Source organism: Aquabacter sp., from assembly GCF_965279295.1.
Taxonomy (GTDB): Bacteria; Pseudomonadota; Alphaproteobacteria; order Rhizobiales; family Xanthobacteraceae; genus Aquabacter.
The window spans coordinates 65,325-85,638 of the sequence record NZ_CBDIHQ010000012.1 but is presented as its reverse complement, the minus strand read 5'-3'; the positions used below and the strand labels follow the sequence as shown (position 1 = coordinate 85,638).

The following is a 20,314-nucleotide window of genomic DNA, read 5'->3' as shown; positions in this document are numbered from 1 at the left end:
AAACCCGCCAATGCGGCTCTTCAACAATCTAACCTTTCCGGAGTAACAAAATGGCCCATTTGAATAAAACGTTGCGTTCCCTTTTCCTCGCCGGGGTTCTCGCCTCCGGCGCCGCCCACGCGGCCTTGGCGGATACCGTCAAGATCGGCGTGTTCGGCCCGATGACCGGCGATGCCGCCGCCATGGGGCAGAGCGAAAAGGAATCCGTGGATCTCGCCGTCAAGGAGAAGAACGCCGCAGGCGGCCTTCTCGGCAAGCAGATCGAGGTGGTCTACGCGGACGATGCCGGCAAGCCGGAAGAAGCCGTGAACTCGGCCAAGCGTCTCATCTCCAAGGATGAGGTGCTGATGATGATCGGCTCCATCTCCAGCCCCGCCAGCCTTGCCGCCTCGCAGGTGGCGCGGCAGATGGAAGTGCCGCAGATCGTGGTCGCGGGCACCGCCCAGAAGATCACCACCGCCGGCAACAAATGGGTATTCCGCTCGCCGGTCCCGGACACCAAGCTTGTGGCGGATCTCGTCGACTTCATCCATGACAAATTCCCGAAGTATAAGAAGTTCGCCTTTCTCTACGTGAACGACGACTTCGGCCGTGGCGGCTTCGACGCCTTCAAGAAGGCAGGCGAGAAATACGGCTACGAGATCGTTGCGGACGAGCGTTACACGCGCGGCGACCTTGATTTCACCGCCCAGCTCAACCGCGTCAAGGCGAGCGGCGCAGATGCCATGATCGAATGGTCCCGCTACACCGAGGGCGCGTTGGTGGCGAAGCAGTTCGCCCAGATCGGCCTCACCCTGCCGCGTTTTGCCTCGGATGGCGTGGCGACCCCCAAGTTCATCGAACTCGGCGGCAGCGCCGTGGACGGCGTGATGTTCACCACCCACTTCAGCCCGGCCACGGTCGCTGATATTCCCGCCGCCAAGACCTTCATCGACAAGTATAAGGCCGCCTACGGGCGCACCCCCGACGCCTATGCGGCGGAGGCTTACGACGCCATCTCCCTGGCCCTTATCGCCATCGAGAAGGCCGGCAAGGCGGACCGCGCGGCGGTACGCGATGCCCTTGCCAAGGTGGAATTCAACTCCACGCGCGGCGCCTTCAAGTTCGACGAAAAGGGCGACCCGCTGCTCGTGACCCATGTGGTGAAGATCGACGCGGGCAAGGAAACCAACGCCCGCAACATCCCCGTGCAGAACTGAAACGCATCCGACCCCGGCCGCCTCGGCCGGGGTCTTCTCCTTGGGAATATTGAGAGGATCTTGCCGTGATCGAGATCAGCCGCGTCACCTCCAGCAATCCGAAGCCGCTGGCCAATTATTCCGAGGCGACCCTAGCGGGCGGCGTCCTGTTCGCCGCCGGCCAGCTCGCCTCGGATTTCAAGACCGGCGTTCCCGCGGAAGCGCGCAAGCACCCCTCGTTTCCCTATTACGGGTCCGACATCAAGCTCCAGACCCGCTTCATCATGGAAAACCTGAAGCGCACCTTCGAGGCGGGCGGCTCGTCGCTTAATAATGTGGTGAAGGCCCAGGTCTTCCTCACCGATCTCAATGATTTCGCCGGCTTCGACGAGGTGTGGCGCGAGTATTTTGACGTCCCGCCGCCGCGCACCACGGTGGGCACCACGGGCCTGCTCATCAAGGACACGCTGATCGAGATCGACCTCATCGGCTACACGCCTGAACTCGGCACCCACACGGTCGTCACCTCGGAAAACCCAAAGCCGCTCGCCAATTATTCCGAGGCGATCGAAGTGGGCGGGCTGCTGTTTCTCGCCGGCCAGCTTGCCAGCGATTTCAAGACCGGCGTGGCACCTGAAGCACGCCGCGACCCGGCGTTCCCGTTCTACGGTTCCGACATCAAGCTTCAGACCCGCTTCATCATGGAAAACCTGAAGCGCTCTCTGGCGGCTGCGGGTTCATCCCTCGATCAGGTGGTAAAAGCGCAAGTCTTCCTCACCGATCTCGACGACTTCGCCGGATATGACGAGGTGTGGAAGGAATATTTCCAGGTGCCGCCACCGCGCACCACGGTGGGCACTTCGGGCCTGCTCATCAAGGACACGCTGATCGAGATCGACATTATCGCCTATGTCCCGAAGGACGGGCTGGCGCATGAGGTCATCACCTCGGGCAATGCCAAGCCCATCGCCAACTATTCGGAGGCAACGGCTGTCGGCCCCTTCATCTTCGCCGCCGGCCAGCTCGCCTCGGATTTCAAGACCGGCGTTCCCGCCGAGGCGCGCAAGCACCCCGCGTTTCCCTATTACGGATCCGACATCAAGCTTCAGACCCGCTTCATCATGGAAAACCTGAAGCGCACCTTCGCGGCGGCGGGTTCCTCCCTGGACCAGGTGGTGAAGGCCCAGGTGTTTCTCACCGACCTCAACGATTTCGCCGGCTTCGACGAGGTGTGGCGGGAATATTTCGACGTCCCCCCGCCCCGCACCACGATCGGCACATCCGGCCTCCTCATCAAGGACACGCTGATCGAGATCGACCTCATCGCCGTGCGCTGACACCGCCGAGAAGCCACCCTGCACGAAACGAAGGCCCGCTTCTGGTGGGCCTTTTTCCATTTGGGTCCACCAAACTCGGCGGGAAATTCACGTAGCCTTGCGAAAATAGGGCTCGATCCGGCAGGACGAATAACGTTAGGTCATGGCAACTGCCGTTTCCCCACGGCCGACCCGGTGCAGAAAGAGGGACGCGTGGCCGAGCCTACAAACTTTGAACTGGTTCAGATCGTTGCGGTTCTCGGCGCCGGGGTGGTTGCCGCCCCGCTTTTCAAGCGCGCCGGCTTCGGCTCGGTACTGGGATATCTCGCCGCCGGCCTCGCCATAGGCCCGTTCGGCCTCAGGGTCATCGCTGCGCCCGAGGCGGTGCTCCATTTCGCCGAACTCGGCGTCGTCATGTTCTTGTTCGTCATCGGGCTGGAAATGCGGCCCGCGCGTCTGTGGAGCCTGCGGAAGGAGATCTTCGGGCTCGGGGCGGCACAGGTCGGCGTCTGCGGCGCGCTGCTGACGGGGCTTGGAATAGCGGCCGGGCTGAACCCGGCGGTGGCCTTCATCGCCGCCATGGGCTTCGTGCTCTCCTCGACCGCCGCGATCATCCAGATCCTGGATGAAGCGGGCGAGACCGCGACACCTGCGGGCCAAAGGGCGGTCTCCATTCTTCTGCTCGAAGACCTCGCCATCGTGCCCTTGCTGGCGCTGGTGGCGGTGCTGGCACCGGCGACGGGAGAAAACCTTCGCGCCGACTGGACCAGCGCGGCCATAGCCGTCGGCGCGGTCGCCGTGGTGGTGGGGGCCGGGCGCTGGCTGCTCAACCCGCTGTTCGCGCTTCTCTCGGCGGCGCGGGCGCGGGAGATCATGACGGCCGCCGCCCTCACCGTGGTGCTGGGCACCGCCCTGCTCATGCAGGTCTCCGGCCTCTCGATGGCTATGGGCGCCTTCCTGGCAGGCGTGCTGCTGTCCAGCTCCACCTTCCGCCATCAGCTCGAAGCCGATATCGAACCGTTCCGTGGCCTGCTGCTCGGGCTGTTCTTCATGGCGGTGGGCATGTCGCTGAACCTCGCCGTCGTGATCGCCCAATGGCAGATCGTGGCGCTTGCGGTGGTCGGCTATATGGCCGTCAAGGGCCTCGGTATCTTCGTGGTGGCGCTGATCTTCAGGGCGGACCGGCGCGAGGCGATCTACCGCGCCGCGCTGTTCGCCCAAGGCGGCGAGTTCGCCTTCGTGCTGTACGCGGCGGCGGCGGCGGTCGGCATCTTCGATCCGCTGACCAATGCCGTCATGTCGTCCACCGTCATCCTCTCCATGGTGCTGACGCCGCTCACGGTCATGGCCGCGCGCAAGCTGCTGCCAGCGGAAACGCCCGACCTCGATGGCGTCGAGACGCCGGACGGCTTGAGCGGCTCGCTGCTGCTGGTGGGCTTCGGCCGCTTCGGTCAGATGGTCAGCCAGGCGTTCCTGGCGCGCGGGCTCGATGTCACGATCATCGATACCGACCCCGAAATGATCCGCAACGCCGCCAAGTTCGGCTTCAAGATCTATTACGGCGACGGCACCAATCTCGACGTGCTGCACGCCTCCGGCGCCGGCAAGGCACGCGCCATCGCGATCTGCATCGACAAGCGCGAGGCCGCCAACAAGATCGTTGCCCTGGCCAAGGAAGCCTTCCCCAATGCCGGCCTCCTGGTGCGTGCCTTCGACCGGGGCCACGCGCTGGAACTGGTGAACCAGAAGGTGGACTTCCAGATGCGCGAGACGCTGGAATCGGCCTTCGTGTTTGGCCACAACGCGCTGGTGTTCCTGGGCCTATCGCCCGCCGAGGCGGAGGAAACCATCGACGATATCCGCAAGCGCGATCTTGAGCGCCTGTGCATCGAGCAAACCAGCGGGCTCTATGCGGGCATGGACCTCGTCCATTCCAACGGACCCAAGCCCGAGCCTTTCACACAGCCCCGCAAGGCACCCCAGCCGATCAATGCGGAAGCCGACGCCGTAGCGCGAACAGCGGGTGCCTGACGGCGCCGCTGGCGCGCGCGGGTTGCGCTGGGGAACGCGCTGGCGGCCATAGGCAAGACCCTTAGTCTCGGCCATAGTCCCGCCGTGCGCCGTCGCGCGCAGGATCTAGTCGATGCCCCAGCCCCAATCCAAAGTCGCCGCCATCTTCCGCGTGACCAGCGGCAACTTCTTGGAAATGTTCGACTTCTTTCTGTTCGGCTTCTACGCGACGAACATCGCCCAGGCGTTCTTCCCGGTCGCGAGCCCGTTCGCGGCGCTCATGCTGACCTTCGGTACGTTCGGCGCGGGCTTCCTGATGCGTCCGCTGGGTGCGCTCATCCTGGGCGCCTATATCGACCGGATCGGCCGTCGCAAGGGCCTCATCCTCACCCTCGGCATCATGTCTTTCGGCACCATCCTGGTGGCCTTCGTGCCGGGCTACGCGACCATCGGCCTCCTCGCGCCCATTCTGGTTCTCGTCGGGCGGCTGTTACAGGGCTTCTCGGCCGGCGTGGAATTGGGCGGTGTGTCGGTCTATCTCGCGGAGATCGCAACGCCGGGCAACAAGGGCTTCTATGTGAGTTGGCAGTCGGGAAGCCAGCAGGTGGCGATCATCGTGGCGGCGGCACTCGGCTTCGCGCTGAACCGGTATCTCGCGCCCGCCACCGTGGATTCCTGGGCGTGGCGCATCCCGTTCTTCATCGGCTGCCTGATCGTGCCGTTCCTGTTCGTCATCCGCCGCTCGCTCCAGGAAACGGAAGAGTTTCTGACGCGGACGCATCGCCCGGAGATCGGCGAGATCATGCGCTCCATGGCCGCCAACTGGAAGCTGGTGGGCGCGGGCATGATGCTGGTGGTGATGACCACCGTGTCGTTCTACACGATCACCGTCTACACCCCGACTTTCGGCCGCTCAGTGCTGAACCTGTCGGCCTCCGATGCGCTCATCGTCACCTTCTGCGTCGGCGTCTCAAACCTGTTCTGGCTGCCCGTCATGGGCGCGGTGTCAGACCGCATCGGGCGACGGCCCATCCTCGTCACCTTCACCATTTTGACCCTCCTGACCTCCTATCCCGCCCTCGCTTGGCTGGTTCAGGAACCGACCTTCGGCAAGATGCTGCTGGTGGAGCTGTGGCTCTCCTTCCTCTATGCCAGCTACAATGGCGCCATGGTGGTGGCACTCACCGAGGTGATGCCGGTGAGCGTGCGCACCTCGGGCTTCTCGCTGGCCTACAGCCTGGCGACCGCCCTGTTCGGCGGCTTTACGCCGGCCATTTCCACCTGGCTGATCGAGGCGCTTGGCGACAAGGCGGCGCCCGGCTGGTGGCTCACCCTCGCCGGCTTGTGCGGTCTCATCGCCACCTATCTGCTCTACGGCCGGAACTCCCGCCTTTCGGTGAGTTGGAAGACCAGCGGCTAGACGTCAGGCGCGGGGGGAGCGTTCGATCATCTTTTCGATGCTCACCGAGGTCAGGTGGCGCCGCATGAACGCGGCGGCCTCATCGCGGCGCTCGGCGAGAAGAAGATCGATCAGCTCCACATGCTCGCGGCACCGGACGGCGGCATACTGACGATCCAGCGACTGCTTGTATTCGATCAGCCGCCGCAGCCGGTCGACCCGCTTCAGGCCGTCGATGAAGAAGATGTTGCGGCTGCAGGCGATGATGGCCTCGTGGACGTTGCGGTTGAGGTCGAACAACGTGGGGTTCGAGACCTCCCAGATGCGCCCGTCCACCAGATCCTGCTGCTGCACCCGGCAGGCGAGCAGCGCATCGCGGTTGAGCACGAAGCCCGGCTCCAGAATCCCCGCCGGCTCGATGGCCAGCCGGAAACGATAGCTGTCCTTGTAGGACTGCATGGATTTCAGCATCGGCAGGAACGCCCATCCGTGGCCCGGCAGGCGCTCGATCCATCCCTCGTTGGCGATGCGCGCCAGGACCCGGCGAAGCTGGGCGCTGGAGAGGCCATAGTCGCGCGCCAGCTTGCTGTCGGTCACTTTGTCCGGCAGCCGCCCCTCCAGATTGTCCTCAGCGATTTTCAGATAGGCGGTCTCATCCTCGTCCCACGCCACCGGCTTCGGCGGAACCGCCGCCGCGACGGCCGTGGCGCAGACGGAAAAGCCGCCCCGGCTTGCGCTCGCCGCCACATGACCGGACTGCTCCAGCAGCATCAGGGCGCGTCGCACCGGAGAGCGGGAGACGCGGAACTGCTCGGCAAGCTTGCGCTCAACGAGCTGCGTGCCGGGCTCGATCCTCTCGGCGTTGATGTGGTCCGCGATCTGGGCGGCGAGCTGCGTCACGAGCGGCGTTTCCATGTTCGTCCATGTGCATCGTCACTCGGCGTCCTGCAAGCCGGCAGACAGAGCCGTTGGTCTCTCGCCGCGTCACTGCATTCTATTTGGTATTTTATGATTGAAAAGTACCAAACTCTGAGCTACCACTCTGGCAACGAGACAAGCAGACGGGACGGAAACGGGCGATGGCCGAGGCGCAGCCGGAAACGGCAGAGATGGATCGCGACATCCTGGGCCTGCCGATTCCCGCCGGTGCCTGCGATTGTCATGTCCATGTCTTCGAGCCGGCGCGATTTCCGCTCGCCGAAGGCCGCTCCTACACGCCGGGCCTCGCCAGCGTCGCCATGCTGGAGGCGCATCTCGAAGCCCTTGCCATCGACCGGCTGGTGCTGGTGCAGGCGAGCGTCTACGGCGCCGACAATTCGTGCCTGCTGGATGCGCTCGCGCGGCTTGAGGGACGGGCCCGCGCCGTCGCGGTGATCGACCCCCAGACCGTGACCGGCACCGAACTGCGCACGTTGTATTCAGCCGGCGTGCGCGGGGTGCGCGTCAATCTGGAATCCAAGGGCGAGACCCGCGCGACCGCCGCCCTGGATGCCTTCACTGCCACCACAGCGCGGGTCGCGGACCACGGCTTCGCGGTGCAGATCTACGCGGACATGGGCTTGCTGCCCAGCCTCGCCGAGACCATCGCGGCCAGCGCCGCGCCGGTCATTCTCGATCATTTCGCCGGAGCCAGGGCCGAGCGCGGACCGCAGCAGCCGGGCCTTGCCGAACTCCTGGACCTGCTCGCCACCGGAAAGGTATGGGTGAAGCTCTCCGCCCAATACCGCGCCTCGGCGCTGCCCGATCGCGCCGACCTCGCGCCCATCGCCCGCGCCATGATCGACGCGCGCCCGGACCGCATGGTGTGGGCCTCCGACTGGCCGCACACCGGCGGTGGCAAGGACCGCGCCTTGCGCGGGCCGCTGGCGGTCGAACCTTTCCGCGAGATCGACAGCGCGGACGCGCTGCGCACCCTGAAATCCTGGTGCGGCGACGACGACATTTTCAAACGCATCCTCGCCGACAATGCGGCGCGGCTGTTCGACTTTCCCTCCTGAAGAACGGACGCTTCTGATGAAGATCCTCGTGCTCCCCGGTGATGGCATCGGCCCCGAAATCACCGAGGCGACCCTCGCCGTGCTCAAGGCCACCGACGAAAAGCTCGGCCTCGGCCTCACCTTCGAGCAGATGGACATCGGCCTGAAGACGCTCAAGGAGCAGGGCACCACCCTGCCCCCGCCGGTGATGACGCGGGTGCCGGAGATGGACGGCGTCATCCTTGGCCCGGTCTCCCATTATGAGTATCCGACCCGGGAAAAGGGCGGCATCAACCCATCCGGCGCCCTGCGCGTGACCTTCGAGCTTTACGCCAACGTGCGGCCCTGCCGCTCGCGCGAGGGCCTGACGATCCTGCGCAAGCCGATGGACATGATCATCGTGCGCGAGAACACCGAGGGCTTCTACGCCGACCGCAACATGTTCGCCGGCGGCGGCGAATTCATGCCGGAGCCCGACATCGCCCTCGCCGTGCGCAAGATCACCGCCAAGGGCAGTGCCCGCGTGGCGCGCGCCGCCTTCGAGATCGCCCGTGGTCGCCGCAAGAAGCTGACCGCCGTGCACAAGGCCAATGTGCTGCGCCTGTCCGACGGACTGTTCCTCCAGGAGGTGCGCCGGGTCGCGCAGGACTTCCCGGATGTCGAGCTGGACGACCTCATCGTCGATGCGGCGAGCGCCCACATCATCCGCCGCCCCGATACGTTCGACGTGATTGTCACCACCAATATGTTCGGCGACATCCTCTCCGACGAGGCCTCAGAACTGTGCGGCAGCCTCGGCCTCGGCGGGTCGATCAATGCCGGCGATCAGATCTGCGTCGCTCAGGCCCAGCACGGCTCGGCGCCCGACATCGCCGGTCGCGATATCGCCAACCCAACCTCGCTGATCCTGTCCGCCGCCATGCTGCTGGATTGGCGTGGCCGGCGCGACGGCAACGACGCCCTCATCGCCGCCGCCGCCCTGATCGAAGAGGCCGTGGAGGCGACGATCACTGACCCCGCGACTCGCACGCGCGATCTTGGCGGCACCACAGGAACCGAAGCCTTCGCCAAGGTGGTCAGCGGCCGCATCGCCGCCGCCGCCCATTCTCGCGCCGCTTGAGGAGGACACAATGATCCTTTCCATCAATCCCGCCACCGGCGCGGAGATCGCAAGGTTCGAGCCGCACAGCGCGGACGCCGTGGATGCGGCTCTCTCGTCCGCCGCCGCCGCGCAGAAGGGGTGGGCCCGCACGCCGATCGAGCAGCGCGTCGAACTGCTGCGCGCCATGGCAAAAGTGCTGCGCGCGGGCAAGGAACGCTACGGCCGGCTCATCACCCTGGAAATGGGCAAGCCCCTGCCCGAGGCCGAGGCGGAAGTGGAGAAGTGCGCCTGGAACTGCGACTTCTATGCCGAGAAGGCACCGATCTTTCTCGCGGATGAAGTGACCGAAAGCAGCGCCGCCGAGAGCGCGGTGGTGTTCGATCCGCTCGGCGTGGTGCTGGCCATCATGCCCTGGAACTACCCATTCTGGCAGTTCTTCCGCTTCGCCGCGCCTGGCTTCGCGGCCGGCAACGGCGCAATCCTGAAGCACGCCAACAATGTGCCCCAGTGCGCGCTGGCCGTGGAAGAGGTGATGCGCGAGGCGGGGTGTCCGGACGGGCTGTTCCGCACGCTTCTGGTCGACAGCAGCGCCGTCGCAGGCCTGATCGCCGATGACCGCATCGCCGCCGTGACCCTCACCGGCTCGACCGAAGTGGGCATGATCGTCGCCGCCCAGGCCGGCAAGGCGCTGAAGAAGCAGGTGCTGGAACTCGGCGGCTCCGATCCCTTCATCGTGCTCGCCGATGCCGATATCGAAGCAGCGGCAGCCACTGCAGTGAAGGCCCGGTTCATCAATGTCGGCCAGAGCTGCATCAACGCGAAGCGGTTCATCGTCGTCGAAGCCGTGGCCGACCGCTTCGTGGCGGCGTTCTGCGCCGGTGTCGCCAAGCTGAAGATGGGCGACCCGATGGAGCGCGATACCAATATCGGCCCGATGGCGCGGGGCAATCTGCGCGACACGCTCCACAGTCAGGTGGAACGCTCGGTGGCAGCGGGCGCGGTGCTCCGCACCGGCGGCGCGCCGGTGGACGGACCCGGCTATTTCTATCCCGCAACCGTGCTCGACAATGTTGGGCCTGACATGGCGGCGGCCTGCGAGGAAACCTTCGGGCCGGTCGCGGCGGTGATCCGTGTGGCCGACACGGAAGCGGCCATCGCCCGTGCCAACGCGATCGAGTTCGGCCTCGGGGCGTCGCTCTGGACCTCGGACATCGCGCAGGGCAAGGCGCTGGCGCGCCGCATCGAAGCCGGCGCGGTCTTCATCAACGCCATGACGGCCTCGGACCCGCGCTTGCCGTTCGGCGGCATCAAGAAGTCCGGCTACGGCCGGGAACTCGGCGTCTACGGCATCAAGGAATTCGTGAACATCAAGACCCTGTGGGTCGGCCAGTCGAAGGCTTGAGGGAGCAGAGACCATGAGCGAACGCCAACCCGCCATCCTGCGGCCCTCCGAAATCCCCGCGCGCGAGCGCGGCGGCGGAGCGAAGACCATCCCGCTTGTGACCCGCAAGACCGGGGCCACCGCCTTCATCAACGGCATCACCATCTTCGAGCCGAATGCGGCGATCCCGATGCACAGCCACAATTGCGACGAGAGCGTCATGCTGCTCGAAGGCCATGCGATCGCCGAGATCGACGGCGTGCAATACGAGGTTGAGCCGGGGGATACCACCTTCATCCCCGCCAACCTGCCGCACCGCTTCATCAACCGCTCCGCAACCGAGGGCATGAAGATCCTGTGGATCTACGCCTCGGTGGACGCGACCCGCACCATCATCGCCACCGGCGACACCCGCTCCATCGACGACGAGCACAAGGCCCGCGTCGCCTGACATCCATATATCCAATCGATCCCACGGAGACACCATGAGCCCAGTTCACAAGGGCCGATCCGCTCGGCCCCTTTCCATGACGCGCCGGGCCCTCGGCCTTGCCGCTTTTGCCGGCCTCGCCGCCGGCCTGACTCCGGGCGCGGCGTTCGCGCAGAGCTATCCGACGCGGGACGTCACCTTCGTCGTCGGCTACGCGCCCGGCGGCACCGGCGACGTGATCGCCCGCATCATCTCCGAGCGCCTCACGAAGAAGCTCGGCAAGCCGGTCATCGTTGACAACCGCCCCGGCGCCAGCGGCTCCGCCGCAGCAGGCTATGTCGCGAAGGCCCCGGCCGATGGTCTGATCCTGCTCGCCGGCCAGACCGCCGAAATTTCCATCAATCCGTTCCTGATGAAGCTGACCTACGATCCGCAGAAGGATCTTCAGCCGATCGCGATGGCCGCGATTGTGCCTCTCGGACTCGTCGCGCCGGAGAAGGCGGCCTATTCGACCGTTCCCGAAATGCTGGAAGTGGCGAAGAAGACGCCGGACGGGCTGACGTTCGCCTCCTCCGGCATCGGCACGCCCAGCCATTTCGCAACCGAACTGCTGAAGCAGAAGACCGGAGCCAACTTCACCCACATTCCCTACAAGGGCGCCGGCCCTGCCCTTAACGACATCCTGGGCGGGCACGTCGATCTGTTCTTCTCGGGTCTGCCGGCGGCGCTGCAGAGCGTGCGGGCGAACCGCATGAAGCTGATGGCGGTGTCCTCGGCGAACCGTAGCGCCGCCGCCCCCAATGTCCCGACCATCGCGGAAGCCGCCAATATCCCCGGCTTCGACATCACCCTCTGGGTCGGCTTCTTCGCCCCCAAGGCGACCCCGCCGGAGGTGATCGCCCTCCTCAACAAGGAGATCAATGAGATCCTCTCCTCGCCGGACGTGAAGGAACGTTTCCTCACCGAGGGGGCGGATATCTCCGTGCTGTCGGTCGAAGAGACAAGCGCCTTCACCAGAGCCGAGAGCGCCAAGTACAAGGCGCTGATCGAGCAGATTGGCGTTAAGCTGGAGTGACGTGAACGCCAGCTTCCTGTGTCCATGAAACCGAACCCCGGATGGCCCATGCCCTCCGGGGTCTTTTTTGTTCGCGCGGGTGCACAATTTCAGCGCGAAGCGCTGCGCCTCAGGAAGGCGACGCCCTGGGAGGCAGCATAGGACAGAAGGAGATAGATCGCGGCCGCTGCCAGATACATTTCCACCAGCCGCCCGTTGATCTGCGCCATCTTCGAGGCGGCACCGAGCAGATCGGTGAGCGAGAGCACATAGACCAGCGAGGTGTCCTGAAACAGGATGATGGTCTGACTGAGAAGGATCGGGCTCACCTTCCGCACGACCTGCGGCAGGATCACATGGCGATAGACGTGATAGGTGCCCTGGGCCAGCGACTGCGCGGCCTCATACTGGCCCTTGGGGATCGCCCGCAGACCGGAGCGGATGATCTCGCAATAATAGGCCGCCTCAAACAATCCGAAGGTCAGGTACGCGGTCGTGGTCGCGCCGATGGGAATGGGACGACCAGCCCCCGTCATATATCCCGCAAGGATCGGCACCAGGAACAAGAACCAGAACAGCACCATGATCAGCGGGATGGACCGCATGATCATCACGTAGAAGCGCGCGATCGCGCCAAGCACCGGCGTTTCCAAATGCTGCACCATCGCGAGAGCAGTGCCGACCGTCATGCCGATGATGAATGCGACGACCGTGAGGCTGAGCGAGAATTGAAGGCCCTGCCAGAGATAGGGCCACGCGGTCACGACGATGGAAAAATCCAGGCCGCTCATGAGGTTTTTCCCGCGTTCGCCGGCCCGCCGATACCCAACAAGGCCCGCCACGCCGCGCGCCGGGGTGCCCGCCCCGGCAGCTGGAGGCCGGGAATCTGGAAGCGGCGGTCGATGAATTGCATGAGTTGGTGGGCAAGCAGGGCCAGCAGGAGATAGATCACGGTCGCCCACCCGAAGGCGGCAAAGGTCTGGAATGTGGCTTCGCTGATCTGCCGGGCCTGTGCCGTCAGTTCGAGCAGGCCGATGGTGAGCGCGACCGAGGTGTTCTTGTAGATGCCCATCACCTCGCTGGTGAGGGCGGGCAGGATGATGCGCAGCGCCTGAGGCAGGATCACCAGCCGGTTAGTCAGGCGGGGCCGCAACCCCAGAGCGGCGGCGGCCTCACGCTGTCCGCGCGGCAAGGCTTCGATGCCGGCGCGCACCTGTTCGGCGACGCGCGCGGCGGTGTAGAGGCCGAGGCACAGCAGCGCCGGCACGAAGGCACCCCAGGGCGGAGGCATCTGCTTCAGCCAGTTGCCGAGCGTGGACGGCAGCAGGTCGGGCAGCACGAAGTACCAGAGGAAAAGCTGCACCAGCAGCGGGATATTGCGGAAGATCTCCACATAGAGCCGCGCCGCGAAGGCGAGCACGCCCCCGTGGCGGGTTCGCCCGATGCCCACCACAACGCCAATGACGAAGGCGATGCACCAGCCGAAGACGGCCAGCGCCAGGGTCCAGCCGAGACCGGAGAGAAGCCACTCCAGATAAAGCCGCCCGTCGGGGCCGCGCTCGAACAGCAAGTCGAACATCCGCCCCTCCGTGCGTTGGTCTCGTCCCGCGACACTGGACCGGATTAGGGCGTGAGGGAATCGCTCGGCTTGGCGACGCGAGCCTTCAGCGCCTCGCTCATGGGCAGCGAGAGGTTCTGGCCACCGGGGGCAAGCGGCGAGGTGAACCACTTGTCGTAGAGCTTGGTGAATTCACCCGAAGCCATCATCTGGACGATGGTTTCATCCACCAGCGCCTTGAACTCGGGATCGTCCTTGGGAAGCATAAGGCCGAAATAATCGACGCCGCCGAACTCCTCGGGCAGGAATTTCAGGGCCTTGGGATCGGGCGAGAGCGCGACCAGGCCGGCTTGAAGAATCTTGTCCTCGAACCATCCGCTCGCGCGGCCGGTGCGCAGCATCAGCAGAGATTCCGCCTGGTCCTTGGCCTGAAGGAAAACCAGGTTGAAGCCCTCGTCCTGGCTGATCTTCTGGGCCAGCGCCTGGTTCAACGAACCCTGCGTGACGACCACCGTCTTGCCCTTCAGACCTGCGACGCCATCGATGCCGGAGGCGACAGTGGTCAGCCAGGTTGGCCGGCTCGCGAACGTGGCGACGGAGAAGGCCACCTGCTCCTGCCGTTTGGCGGTGTTGGTGGTGCTACCGCACTCGATATTGACGGTGCCGTTCTGGATCAGCGGAATACGGTTGGACGCATTCACCGCGGTCATCGCCACGTCCAGCTTGGGCAGGCCGAGCTTCTGCTTCACCTTTTCCGCCACCGCCATGCACAGGTCGATGGACAGCCCGACCGGCTTCTGGTCGGCGCCGAGATAGGAGAAGGGGATGGAGGATTCCCGGTAGCCGAGCGTGAGCTTTCCGGCGCTTTTGACGGCGTCCAGGGTCGCGCTGGCCGCCATCGCAGTGCCGGGCAGTCCGAGCGCGGCGATGGCGAGGATCGGGAGCGCAAGGCGTCGAAGGTTCAACATGGTTCTAAACCCCTCTGGTGTGTTTGTTATGGGCTTGGGGTCGGCTGGCGTTTCGCCGGCGCGCGATGGCGCCGGCGATGCAGGCGCGGTCAGGCGGCCTTGTTGCGTGCCATCTCGTCGAGGCTGTCGCGCAGCGCGGTCTCCAGAATGTCCACCGCCTGGTCGACCTCCGCGTGCGAGACCGTGAGGGGCGGCGCGATGCGCCACACCGAGCCGCGTTCGGGACGGCGGCGGATGTTCATGCTCAGGCCGTTCTCGAAGCATTTCTGCGTCGTCAAAGCGCCCAGCGCATGGGCCGGCGCGCGGGAGGCGCGGTCGCTGACGAGTTCGACACCGATCAGCAGCCCGAGGCCGCGCACATCTCCGATCACATCGTATTTCTGCTGGAGCCCTTCCAGCCGGCCCCGCAGATAGTCGCCCATCACATTGGCCCGCTCCACCAGACCCTCGCGCTGGATCACGTCGAGCACGGCAAGGCCGACCTCGGCGGTCAGCGGATCGGAGACGTGGCTGGTGTAATAGGTGAACTTGTTGGCGTGGAGCTTCTCCTCGATGGCGGCGGTGGTCGCCACCGCGGCGAGGGGCAGGCCGCCGCCCAGCGTCTTCGACATGGTCATGATATCGGGGACGACGCCGAAATATTCCGAGCCGGTGCGCGTGCCGATGCGCCCGAATGCGGTCTGCGCCTCATCGAAGATCAGCAGCATTCCGCGTGCATCCGCCGCCGTGCGCAGCGCCTGCATGAAGGAGTGCGGCGGCACCAGAACGCCGCCGGCGCTGATCACCGGCTCCACCAAAATCGCGGCGCCGCGCCCGGCCGACTGCATATCGAACATCTTCAGCGCGAGGTCGAGATTGGCGAGCGCCTCCTGCTCCGCGCTGAGACCCGGGATATAGGGACGGTAGGCGTTGGGTTCCGGGATCACATAGACGCCGGGGGTGCCCACGCCGTAACCCTTGCGGTCGCTCGCCATGGAGACCGCACTCGCGCCCCCGGTGATGCCGTGCCAGGAGCCGCCCAGCACAAGGACTTCGTAGCCGTCCGTGTACATCTTCGCCATGCGCAGAGCGACCTCGGTCGCCTCCGAGCCGGTGTTGATGAAGATGGATTTGGTGAGATTTCCGGGCAACCAGTCCTTGGCCAGCACCTGCGCCAATTCGGCCACGACCTCAGGGATCATGCCGCTGAAGAAATGGAACGCCTTTTCGCCGGCCCGATGCACGGCATCGACGATCGCCGGATGATTATGGCCGATGGTCGCGCACATCTGGCCGGAGGTGAAATCGAGATATTCGCGGCCGAAGGCATCCTTGACGATGGTGCCGCGGGCCGACCGGAACAGCGCGGGGAAGGCGTCGCCGCCATACCGGACAAGATGTTCTTTCGCCACTTCGAGAAGGGTCTCGCTCATTTAGCCTCTCCACACGCCGGGCATGGCACCTCCAGTGCTCGGATGACCGAGACACGCGGACCGGATAGCATCCGGCCACGGGATGGTTTGAAGGTGCCCGTATCGGCAAAGCCTCGCGGGCTTCATTGCCCGTATCTTGCATTGCCCTGCCGATGGGAGACGATGGCGGGATGAGCGGATGAAGGCTAACGAGAAATTCTCATTACCTGTGCAATCCAGCTCACCGGAGAGCGCGCGCCCGCCCCGGCTGCCGCCGCTTAAGGCTTTGCTGGCTTTTGAGGCTGCCTCGCGCCATGGCAGCTTCGCGCAGGGGGCGGAAGAACTCGGTGTCACGCCCTCTGCCATCAGCCACCAGATTCATCAGCTTGAGGATTTCCTGGGCGTAAAGCTGTTCGAGCGGCGGGCGGGGCGCGCCGAACTGACCGGCGCGGGCCGCGTTTACAGCCGCGAACTTGCCCAGGCATTCGGCATCATTGGCAACGCGACGGCTCTGGTCGCCCCGCAATCCCAACAGGGGCATCTCGTCATCGCCTCGGGGCCGAGTTTCGCAGCGAAATGGCTCCAGCCCCGGCTGCAGGACTTTCTGGATCGCCATCCTGGGGTCAGGGTCCGCCTCTCCACCTTTTCCGCCACCGAGGAATTGGACGGCAGCCGCTACGACATCGCCATCGCCTATGCCCTCACCTCCACCACGCGGCGCGATGCCGAGCCGCTGCTGGAAGAGCGGCTGCGCCCGCTCTGCGCCCCGTCCCTCGCGGCGAAGCTCGACCTGCACCTGCCGCGCGACCTGACAAGGGCGACCCTCATCCACTCCATCAATTCCGTGACCTGGAAGGATTATTTCCGGCAGTTCGAGATGGAGGGCGCGCGGGTCGCCAATGAACTGTGGCTCGACCGCTCCAGCATCGCCATCGATGCCGCCGTGGGCGGGGTCGGGGTCATTCTGGAGAGCGAGCTTCTGGTGGAGCAGGAGTTGAAGGAGGGCCGCCTCGTCGCGCCGTTCGGCGATGAAGCCTTCAGCATCCACGCGACGACCTATTATCTGGTCCGGCCACGGGGCCTGCGCCGCAGCGCCCATACCGCCGCCTTCGAGACATGGCTGCGCGAAACGCTCAAGGCAAAAGGGGAAGCATCCTAGCGGGAAGCGTCGCCGGCAGTGCATCAGTCGAGCGGCGCACCACGTCGGATATCTGGAGCAATTGCTTGGCGAGCGGGCTGGTCTTGCGCCACACCATGCCGATGGTGCGGGAGGGCTGCGGGCTCCTGAAGCGGGCCAGGGAAACCGACGCCGAGCGGGTCTCCAGCGCCACTGCCATCTCCGGGATCAAGGTCACGCCGATGCCGGCGTCCACCATCTGCACCAAGGTGGACAGGGAGCTTGCCTCCAGGAAATCGCGAGAGGGCAAGGCGCGCGCGTCCACATTGCAGAATGAGAGCGCCTGATCGCGAAAACAGTGCCCCTCCTCCAGGAGAAGCAGGCGCATTTCGCGCAGCATTTCGGGCTCGGGCACCGGCTTTCCCGCGTCCGCCCCAGGACGGACCAACAAGAAATTCTCCGTGAACAGCGGGATTTCCACCAGCGCCGGCTCGGACACCGGCAAAGCGACAATGGCGGAATCGAGCCGCCCCTCGTCCAGTTCCTGGATCAGCCGCGGGGTCTGGGTCTCGCGGACATGGATGTCGAGACCTTCGTGCTGGGACCGCAAATTGCCGAGCAAGGTCGGCAGCAGATAGGGCGCGACGGTGGGGATCACGCCGATCCGCAGTCGCCCCATCAGGCGGCTCCCCGAGGCGCGCGCCAGATCTCCCAATTCCTCCATTGAGCGTAGGATGTCGCGAACGCGCGGGGCGAAGTCCTCGCCGAAACCGGTTAGCCGGACATGGCGTGCACCGCGTTCAAACAATTCGGTGCCGACCTCCTGCTCCAACTCCTTGATCTGCATCGACAATGCCGGTTGCGAGATGCCGCATGCCTCCGCCGCGCGCCGGAAATGGCCGTGCCGCGCCAGCGCCTCGAAATAGCGAAGCTGCTTGAAGGTGAGGTTTTTCATAATCAAAACTTATCACAGCGATCAGTAAATCGGAATTAATCTAATGAAGGAGATTTGCTAAGAGCGGTGTCGGTGGAGCTTGGAGATGGTCGGTCAGACGATCGCCTCGGCTTGGATTTGGAGGGAAGCATGAGCGAGACGAATGGCGCGAGCACGGGAAAATGCCCGGTGGTCCACGAGACCGGCGGCACCCAGAACCACGATTGGTGGCCGAACGAACTGCGCGTCGACCTGTTGAGCCAGCATTCCTCAAAATCCGATCCGCTGGACGCGGCGTTCAACTACCGCGAGGAATTCAAGAAGCTCGATTATCAGGCGCTGAAGAACGACCTGCGCAAGCTGATGACCGAGTCGCAGAGCTGGTGGCCGGCCGATTTCGGGCACTATGGGCCGCTGTTCATCCGCATGGCCTGGCACTCCGCCGGCACCTACCGCGTGGGCGATGGGCGTGGCGGTGGCGGGCGTGGGCAGCAGCGTTTCGCCCCCCTCAATAGCTGGCCGGACAACGTCAGCCTCGACAAGGCGCGCCGCCTGCTGTGGCCGATCAAGCGCAAGTACGGCCAGAAGATCTCCTGGGCCGACCTGATGATCCTCACCGGCAATGTGGCATTGGAGACCATGGGCTTCCGCACCTTCGGCTTTGCCGCCGGCCGCGCGGACACCTGGGAACCCGACCAGGATGTGTACTGGGGCCGTGAGACCACCTGGCTGGGCGGCGATCTGCGCTATGCCCATGGTTCTGAAGGCGTGGAAAAGCCGGCAGACGAAGCCGTGCTCGTCTCCGACGACAATGCCGACGGCACGGTGCATTCGCGCAACCTGGAAAAGCCCCTTGCCGCCGTGCAGATGGGCCTGATCTACGTCAACCCGGAAGGGCCCGACGGCAACCCTGATCCGCTGCTCGCCGCCAAGGACATCCGCGACACCTTCGGCCGCATGGCGATGGACGACGAGGAGACGGTGGCGCTGATCGGCGGCGGCCACACCTTCGGCAAGACCCACGGCGCCGCGCCGGCCGACAATGTCGGCCCCGAGCCTGAAGCCGCTGACCTGGCCTCGCAGGGCCTGGGCTGGCACAACCGCTTCGGCTCCGGCGCGGGCGGCGATGCCATCACCAGCGGCCTCGAAGTCACCTGGACCCAGACGCCGGCGCAGTGGAGCAACTTCTTCTTCGAGAACCTGTTCAAGTTCGAATGGGTGCTGGAGAAGTCTCCGGCCGGCGCGCATCAGTGGGTGGCCAAGGATGCCGGAGATATCATCCCCGACGCGCACGATCCGTCGAAGAAGCACAAGCCGACCATGCTGACCACCGACCTGTCGCTGCGCTTCGATCCGGGATTTGAGAAAATCTCGCGCCGCTTCCTGGAAAATCCGCAAGCCTTCGCCGACGCGTTCGCCCGTGCGTGGTTCAAGCTCACCCACCGCGATCTCGGCCCGCGCTCGCGCTATTTCGGCCCGGAAGTGCCTAAGGAAGTGCTGATCTGGCAGGACCCGTCGCCCCCCGTCGATCATCCCTTGATCGACAATGCGGACGCGGCTGCGCTTAAGGCCAAGGTCCTGGATTCCGGCCTGAGCGTGTCGGAACTGGTCGGCACCGCCTGGGCCTCGGCCTCCACGTTCCGTGGCGGCGACAAGCGCGGCGGCGCCAACGGCGCTCGCATCCGCCTCGCGCCGCAGAAGGACTGGGTAGCCAACCAGCCCGCGCAATTGGACAAGGTGCTCAAGGTCCTCAAAGGCATCCAGTCCGAGTTCAACCTCGGCGCCACCGGCGGCAAGGAGGTCTCGCTGGCGGACCTGATCGTGCTCGCCGGCAACGCCGGCGTCGAGCAGGCGGCGAAGGCCGCCGGCCACGATGTGGCTGTGCCGTTCTCACCCGGCCGCACAGACGCCTCGCAGGCGGAGACTGATGTCGCCTCCTTCGCCTGGCTCGAACCTGCTGCGGACGGCTTCCGTAACTTCCGCAAGCCCGGCCTCCCGGTGCCCGGCGAGGTCGCCCTGATCGACAAGGCGCAGTTGCTGACCCTGACCGCGCCGGAACTGACCGTTCTGATCGGCGGCCTGCGTGCGATCAACATCAATGTCGGGGGCTCCGCCCACGGCATCCTCACCGACCGTCCCGGCGCGCTGACGACAGACTTCTTCGTCAACCTGCTGGACATGGGGACGCAATGGCAGGCGGCGGCGGGCTCCAAGGACGTCTACGAAGGGCGTGACCGCGAGACCGGCGCGCTCAAGTGGACCGGCACCCGTACCGATCTCGTGTTCGGCTCCAACTCGATCCTGCGCGCCCTGGCCGAGGTTTATGCCTCCTCGGATGCGACGGACAAGTTCGTGAAGGATTTCGTAGCGGCCTGGACCAAGGTGATGAACCTCGACCGCTTCGACCTCGCCTGATCCTCTCAACAATCCAACCGCCGCTGACACGAGCGGCGGTTGGATTGTTCTCACGCCCCCCCAGACAATCTTCTGACATATTGGC

Annotated in this window: 17 protein-coding genes; 11 read left to right on the top strand and 6 right to left on the bottom strand. The window is 65.2% G+C overall.

Going from position 1 to position 20,314, the window contains the following annotated elements; genetic code table 11:
* Window positions 1-71 precede the first annotated feature (71 nt).
* The 4 genes from ADADO0_RS05895 to ADADO0_RS05880 all read left to right on the top strand — a co-directional run bounded on the left by ADADO0_RS05895 (window position 72) and on the right by ADADO0_RS05880 (window position 5,924).
* Entirely contained in the window at window positions 72-1,199 is a 1,128-nt protein-coding gene (locus ADADO0_RS05895) for an ABC transporter substrate-binding protein (protein ID WP_511304179.1), read from the top strand.
* Between the two features lie 65 nt (window positions 1,200-1,264).
* The gene (locus ADADO0_RS05890; RefSeq protein WP_511304178.1) at window positions 1,265-2,515 is read left to right on the top strand and encodes a RidA family protein; all 1,251 of its coding nucleotides are present in this window, start codon (window positions 1,265-1,267) and stop codon (window positions 2,513-2,515) included.
* Between the two features lie 192 nt (window positions 2,516-2,707).
* Entirely contained in the window at window positions 2,708-4,525 is a 1,818-nt protein-coding gene (locus tag ADADO0_RS05885) for a monovalent cation:proton antiporter-2 (CPA2) family protein (protein WP_511304177.1), read from the top strand.
* A gap of 112 nt (window positions 4,526-4,637) precedes the next feature.
* Entirely contained in the window at window positions 4,638-5,924 is a 1,287-nt protein-coding gene (locus ADADO0_RS05880; RefSeq protein ID WP_511304176.1) for an MFS transporter, read from the top strand.
* A gap of 3 nt (window positions 5,925-5,927) precedes the next feature.
* Here the strand turns inward: ADADO0_RS05880 and ADADO0_RS05875 are convergent, their stop codons facing one another.
* Window positions 5,928-6,818, bottom strand: a complete 891-nt coding sequence (locus ADADO0_RS05875) for a GntR family transcriptional regulator (RefSeq protein WP_511304175.1) — start codon at window positions 6,816-6,818, stop codon at window positions 5,928-5,930.
* 164 nt (window positions 6,819-6,982) lie between these two features.
* On the opposite strand from ADADO0_RS05875, the gene ADADO0_RS05870 reads away from it, so the two are divergent.
* The 5 genes from ADADO0_RS05870 to ADADO0_RS05850 all read left to right on the top strand — a co-directional run bounded on the left by ADADO0_RS05870 (window position 6,983) and on the right by ADADO0_RS05850 (window position 11,867).
* Window positions 6,983-7,900: an amidohydrolase family protein gene (locus ADADO0_RS05870; protein ID WP_511304173.1), complete on the top strand. Its 918-nt coding sequence runs from the start codon at window positions 6,983-6,985 to the stop codon at window positions 7,898-7,900.
* A 16-nt stretch (window positions 7,901-7,916) separates the two neighbouring features.
* On the top strand, window positions 7,917-8,999 hold the full coding sequence (locus ADADO0_RS05865; protein ID WP_511304172.1) for an isocitrate/isopropylmalate dehydrogenase family protein: 1,083 nt from the start codon (window positions 7,917-7,919) through the stop codon (window positions 8,997-8,999).
* Between the two features lie 10 nt (window positions 9,000-9,009).
* Window positions 9,010-10,383: an NAD-dependent succinate-semialdehyde dehydrogenase gene (locus ADADO0_RS05860; protein WP_511304171.1), complete on the top strand. Its 1,374-nt coding sequence runs from the start codon at window positions 9,010-9,012 to the stop codon at window positions 10,381-10,383.
* A gap of 13 nt (window positions 10,384-10,396) precedes the next feature.
* Complete coding sequence (locus ADADO0_RS05855) at window positions 10,397-10,813, top strand: cupin domain-containing protein (protein ID WP_511304170.1); 417 nt, start codon at window positions 10,397-10,399, stop codon at window positions 10,811-10,813.
* 76 nt (window positions 10,814-10,889) lie between these two features.
* Complete coding sequence (locus ADADO0_RS05850; protein ID WP_511304169.1) at window positions 10,890-11,867, top strand: Bug family tripartite tricarboxylate transporter substrate binding protein; 978 nt, start codon at window positions 10,890-10,892, stop codon at window positions 11,865-11,867.
* 89 nt (window positions 11,868-11,956) lie between these two features.
* Here the strand turns inward: ADADO0_RS05850 and ADADO0_RS05845 are convergent, their stop codons facing one another.
* The 4 genes from ADADO0_RS05845 to ADADO0_RS05830 all read right to left on the bottom strand — a co-directional run bounded on the left by ADADO0_RS05845 (window position 11,957) and on the right by ADADO0_RS05830 (window position 15,784).
* The gene (locus ADADO0_RS05845) at window positions 11,957-12,637 is read right to left on the bottom strand and encodes an amino acid ABC transporter permease (protein ID WP_511304168.1); all 681 of its coding nucleotides are present in this window, start codon (window positions 12,635-12,637) and stop codon (window positions 11,957-11,959) included.
* Complete coding sequence (locus ADADO0_RS05840) at window positions 12,634-13,425, bottom strand: amino acid ABC transporter permease (RefSeq protein WP_511304167.1); 792 nt, start codon at window positions 13,423-13,425, stop codon at window positions 12,634-12,636. Before ADADO0_RS05840 ends, ADADO0_RS05845 begins: the two co-directional genes overlap by 4 nt.
* Before the next feature lie 44 nt (window positions 13,426-13,469).
* Window positions 13,470-14,372 (bottom strand): amino acid ABC transporter substrate-binding protein, encoded by a 903-nt coding sequence (locus tag ADADO0_RS05835; protein ID WP_511304166.1) that lies wholly within the window; start codon window positions 14,370-14,372, stop codon window positions 13,470-13,472.
* 89 nt (window positions 14,373-14,461) lie between these two features.
* The gene (locus tag ADADO0_RS05830; protein WP_511304165.1) at window positions 14,462-15,784 is read right to left on the bottom strand and encodes an aspartate aminotransferase family protein; all 1,323 of its coding nucleotides are present in this window, start codon (window positions 15,782-15,784) and stop codon (window positions 14,462-14,464) included.
* A 178-nt stretch (window positions 15,785-15,962) separates the two neighbouring features.
* Between ADADO0_RS05830 and ADADO0_RS05825 the strand changes: the two genes are divergently transcribed.
* Window positions 15,963-16,922 carry a LysR substrate-binding domain-containing protein gene (locus tag ADADO0_RS05825; RefSeq protein WP_511304164.1) on the top strand — a complete coding sequence of 320 codons (960 nt, stop codon included), beginning with the start codon at window positions 15,963-15,965 and terminating at the stop codon, window positions 16,920-16,922.
* Here the strand turns inward: ADADO0_RS05825 and ADADO0_RS05820 are convergent.
* A complete protein-coding gene (locus ADADO0_RS05820; protein WP_511304163.1) occupies window positions 16,897-17,835 on the bottom strand; it encodes a hydrogen peroxide-inducible genes activator in 939 nt (312 codons plus the stop codon). The genes ADADO0_RS05825 and ADADO0_RS05820 overlap by 26 nt on opposite strands.
* Window positions 17,836-17,964: 129 nt before the next feature.
* Here ADADO0_RS05820 and katG point away from each other — a divergent pair, with 129 nt between their 5' ends.
* Complete coding sequence (gene katG, locus ADADO0_RS05815; protein ID WP_511304162.1) at window positions 17,965-20,229, top strand: catalase/peroxidase HPI; 2,265 nt, start codon at window positions 17,965-17,967, stop codon at window positions 20,227-20,229.
* The last annotated feature ends 85 nt before the right edge of the window (window positions 20,230-20,314 follow it).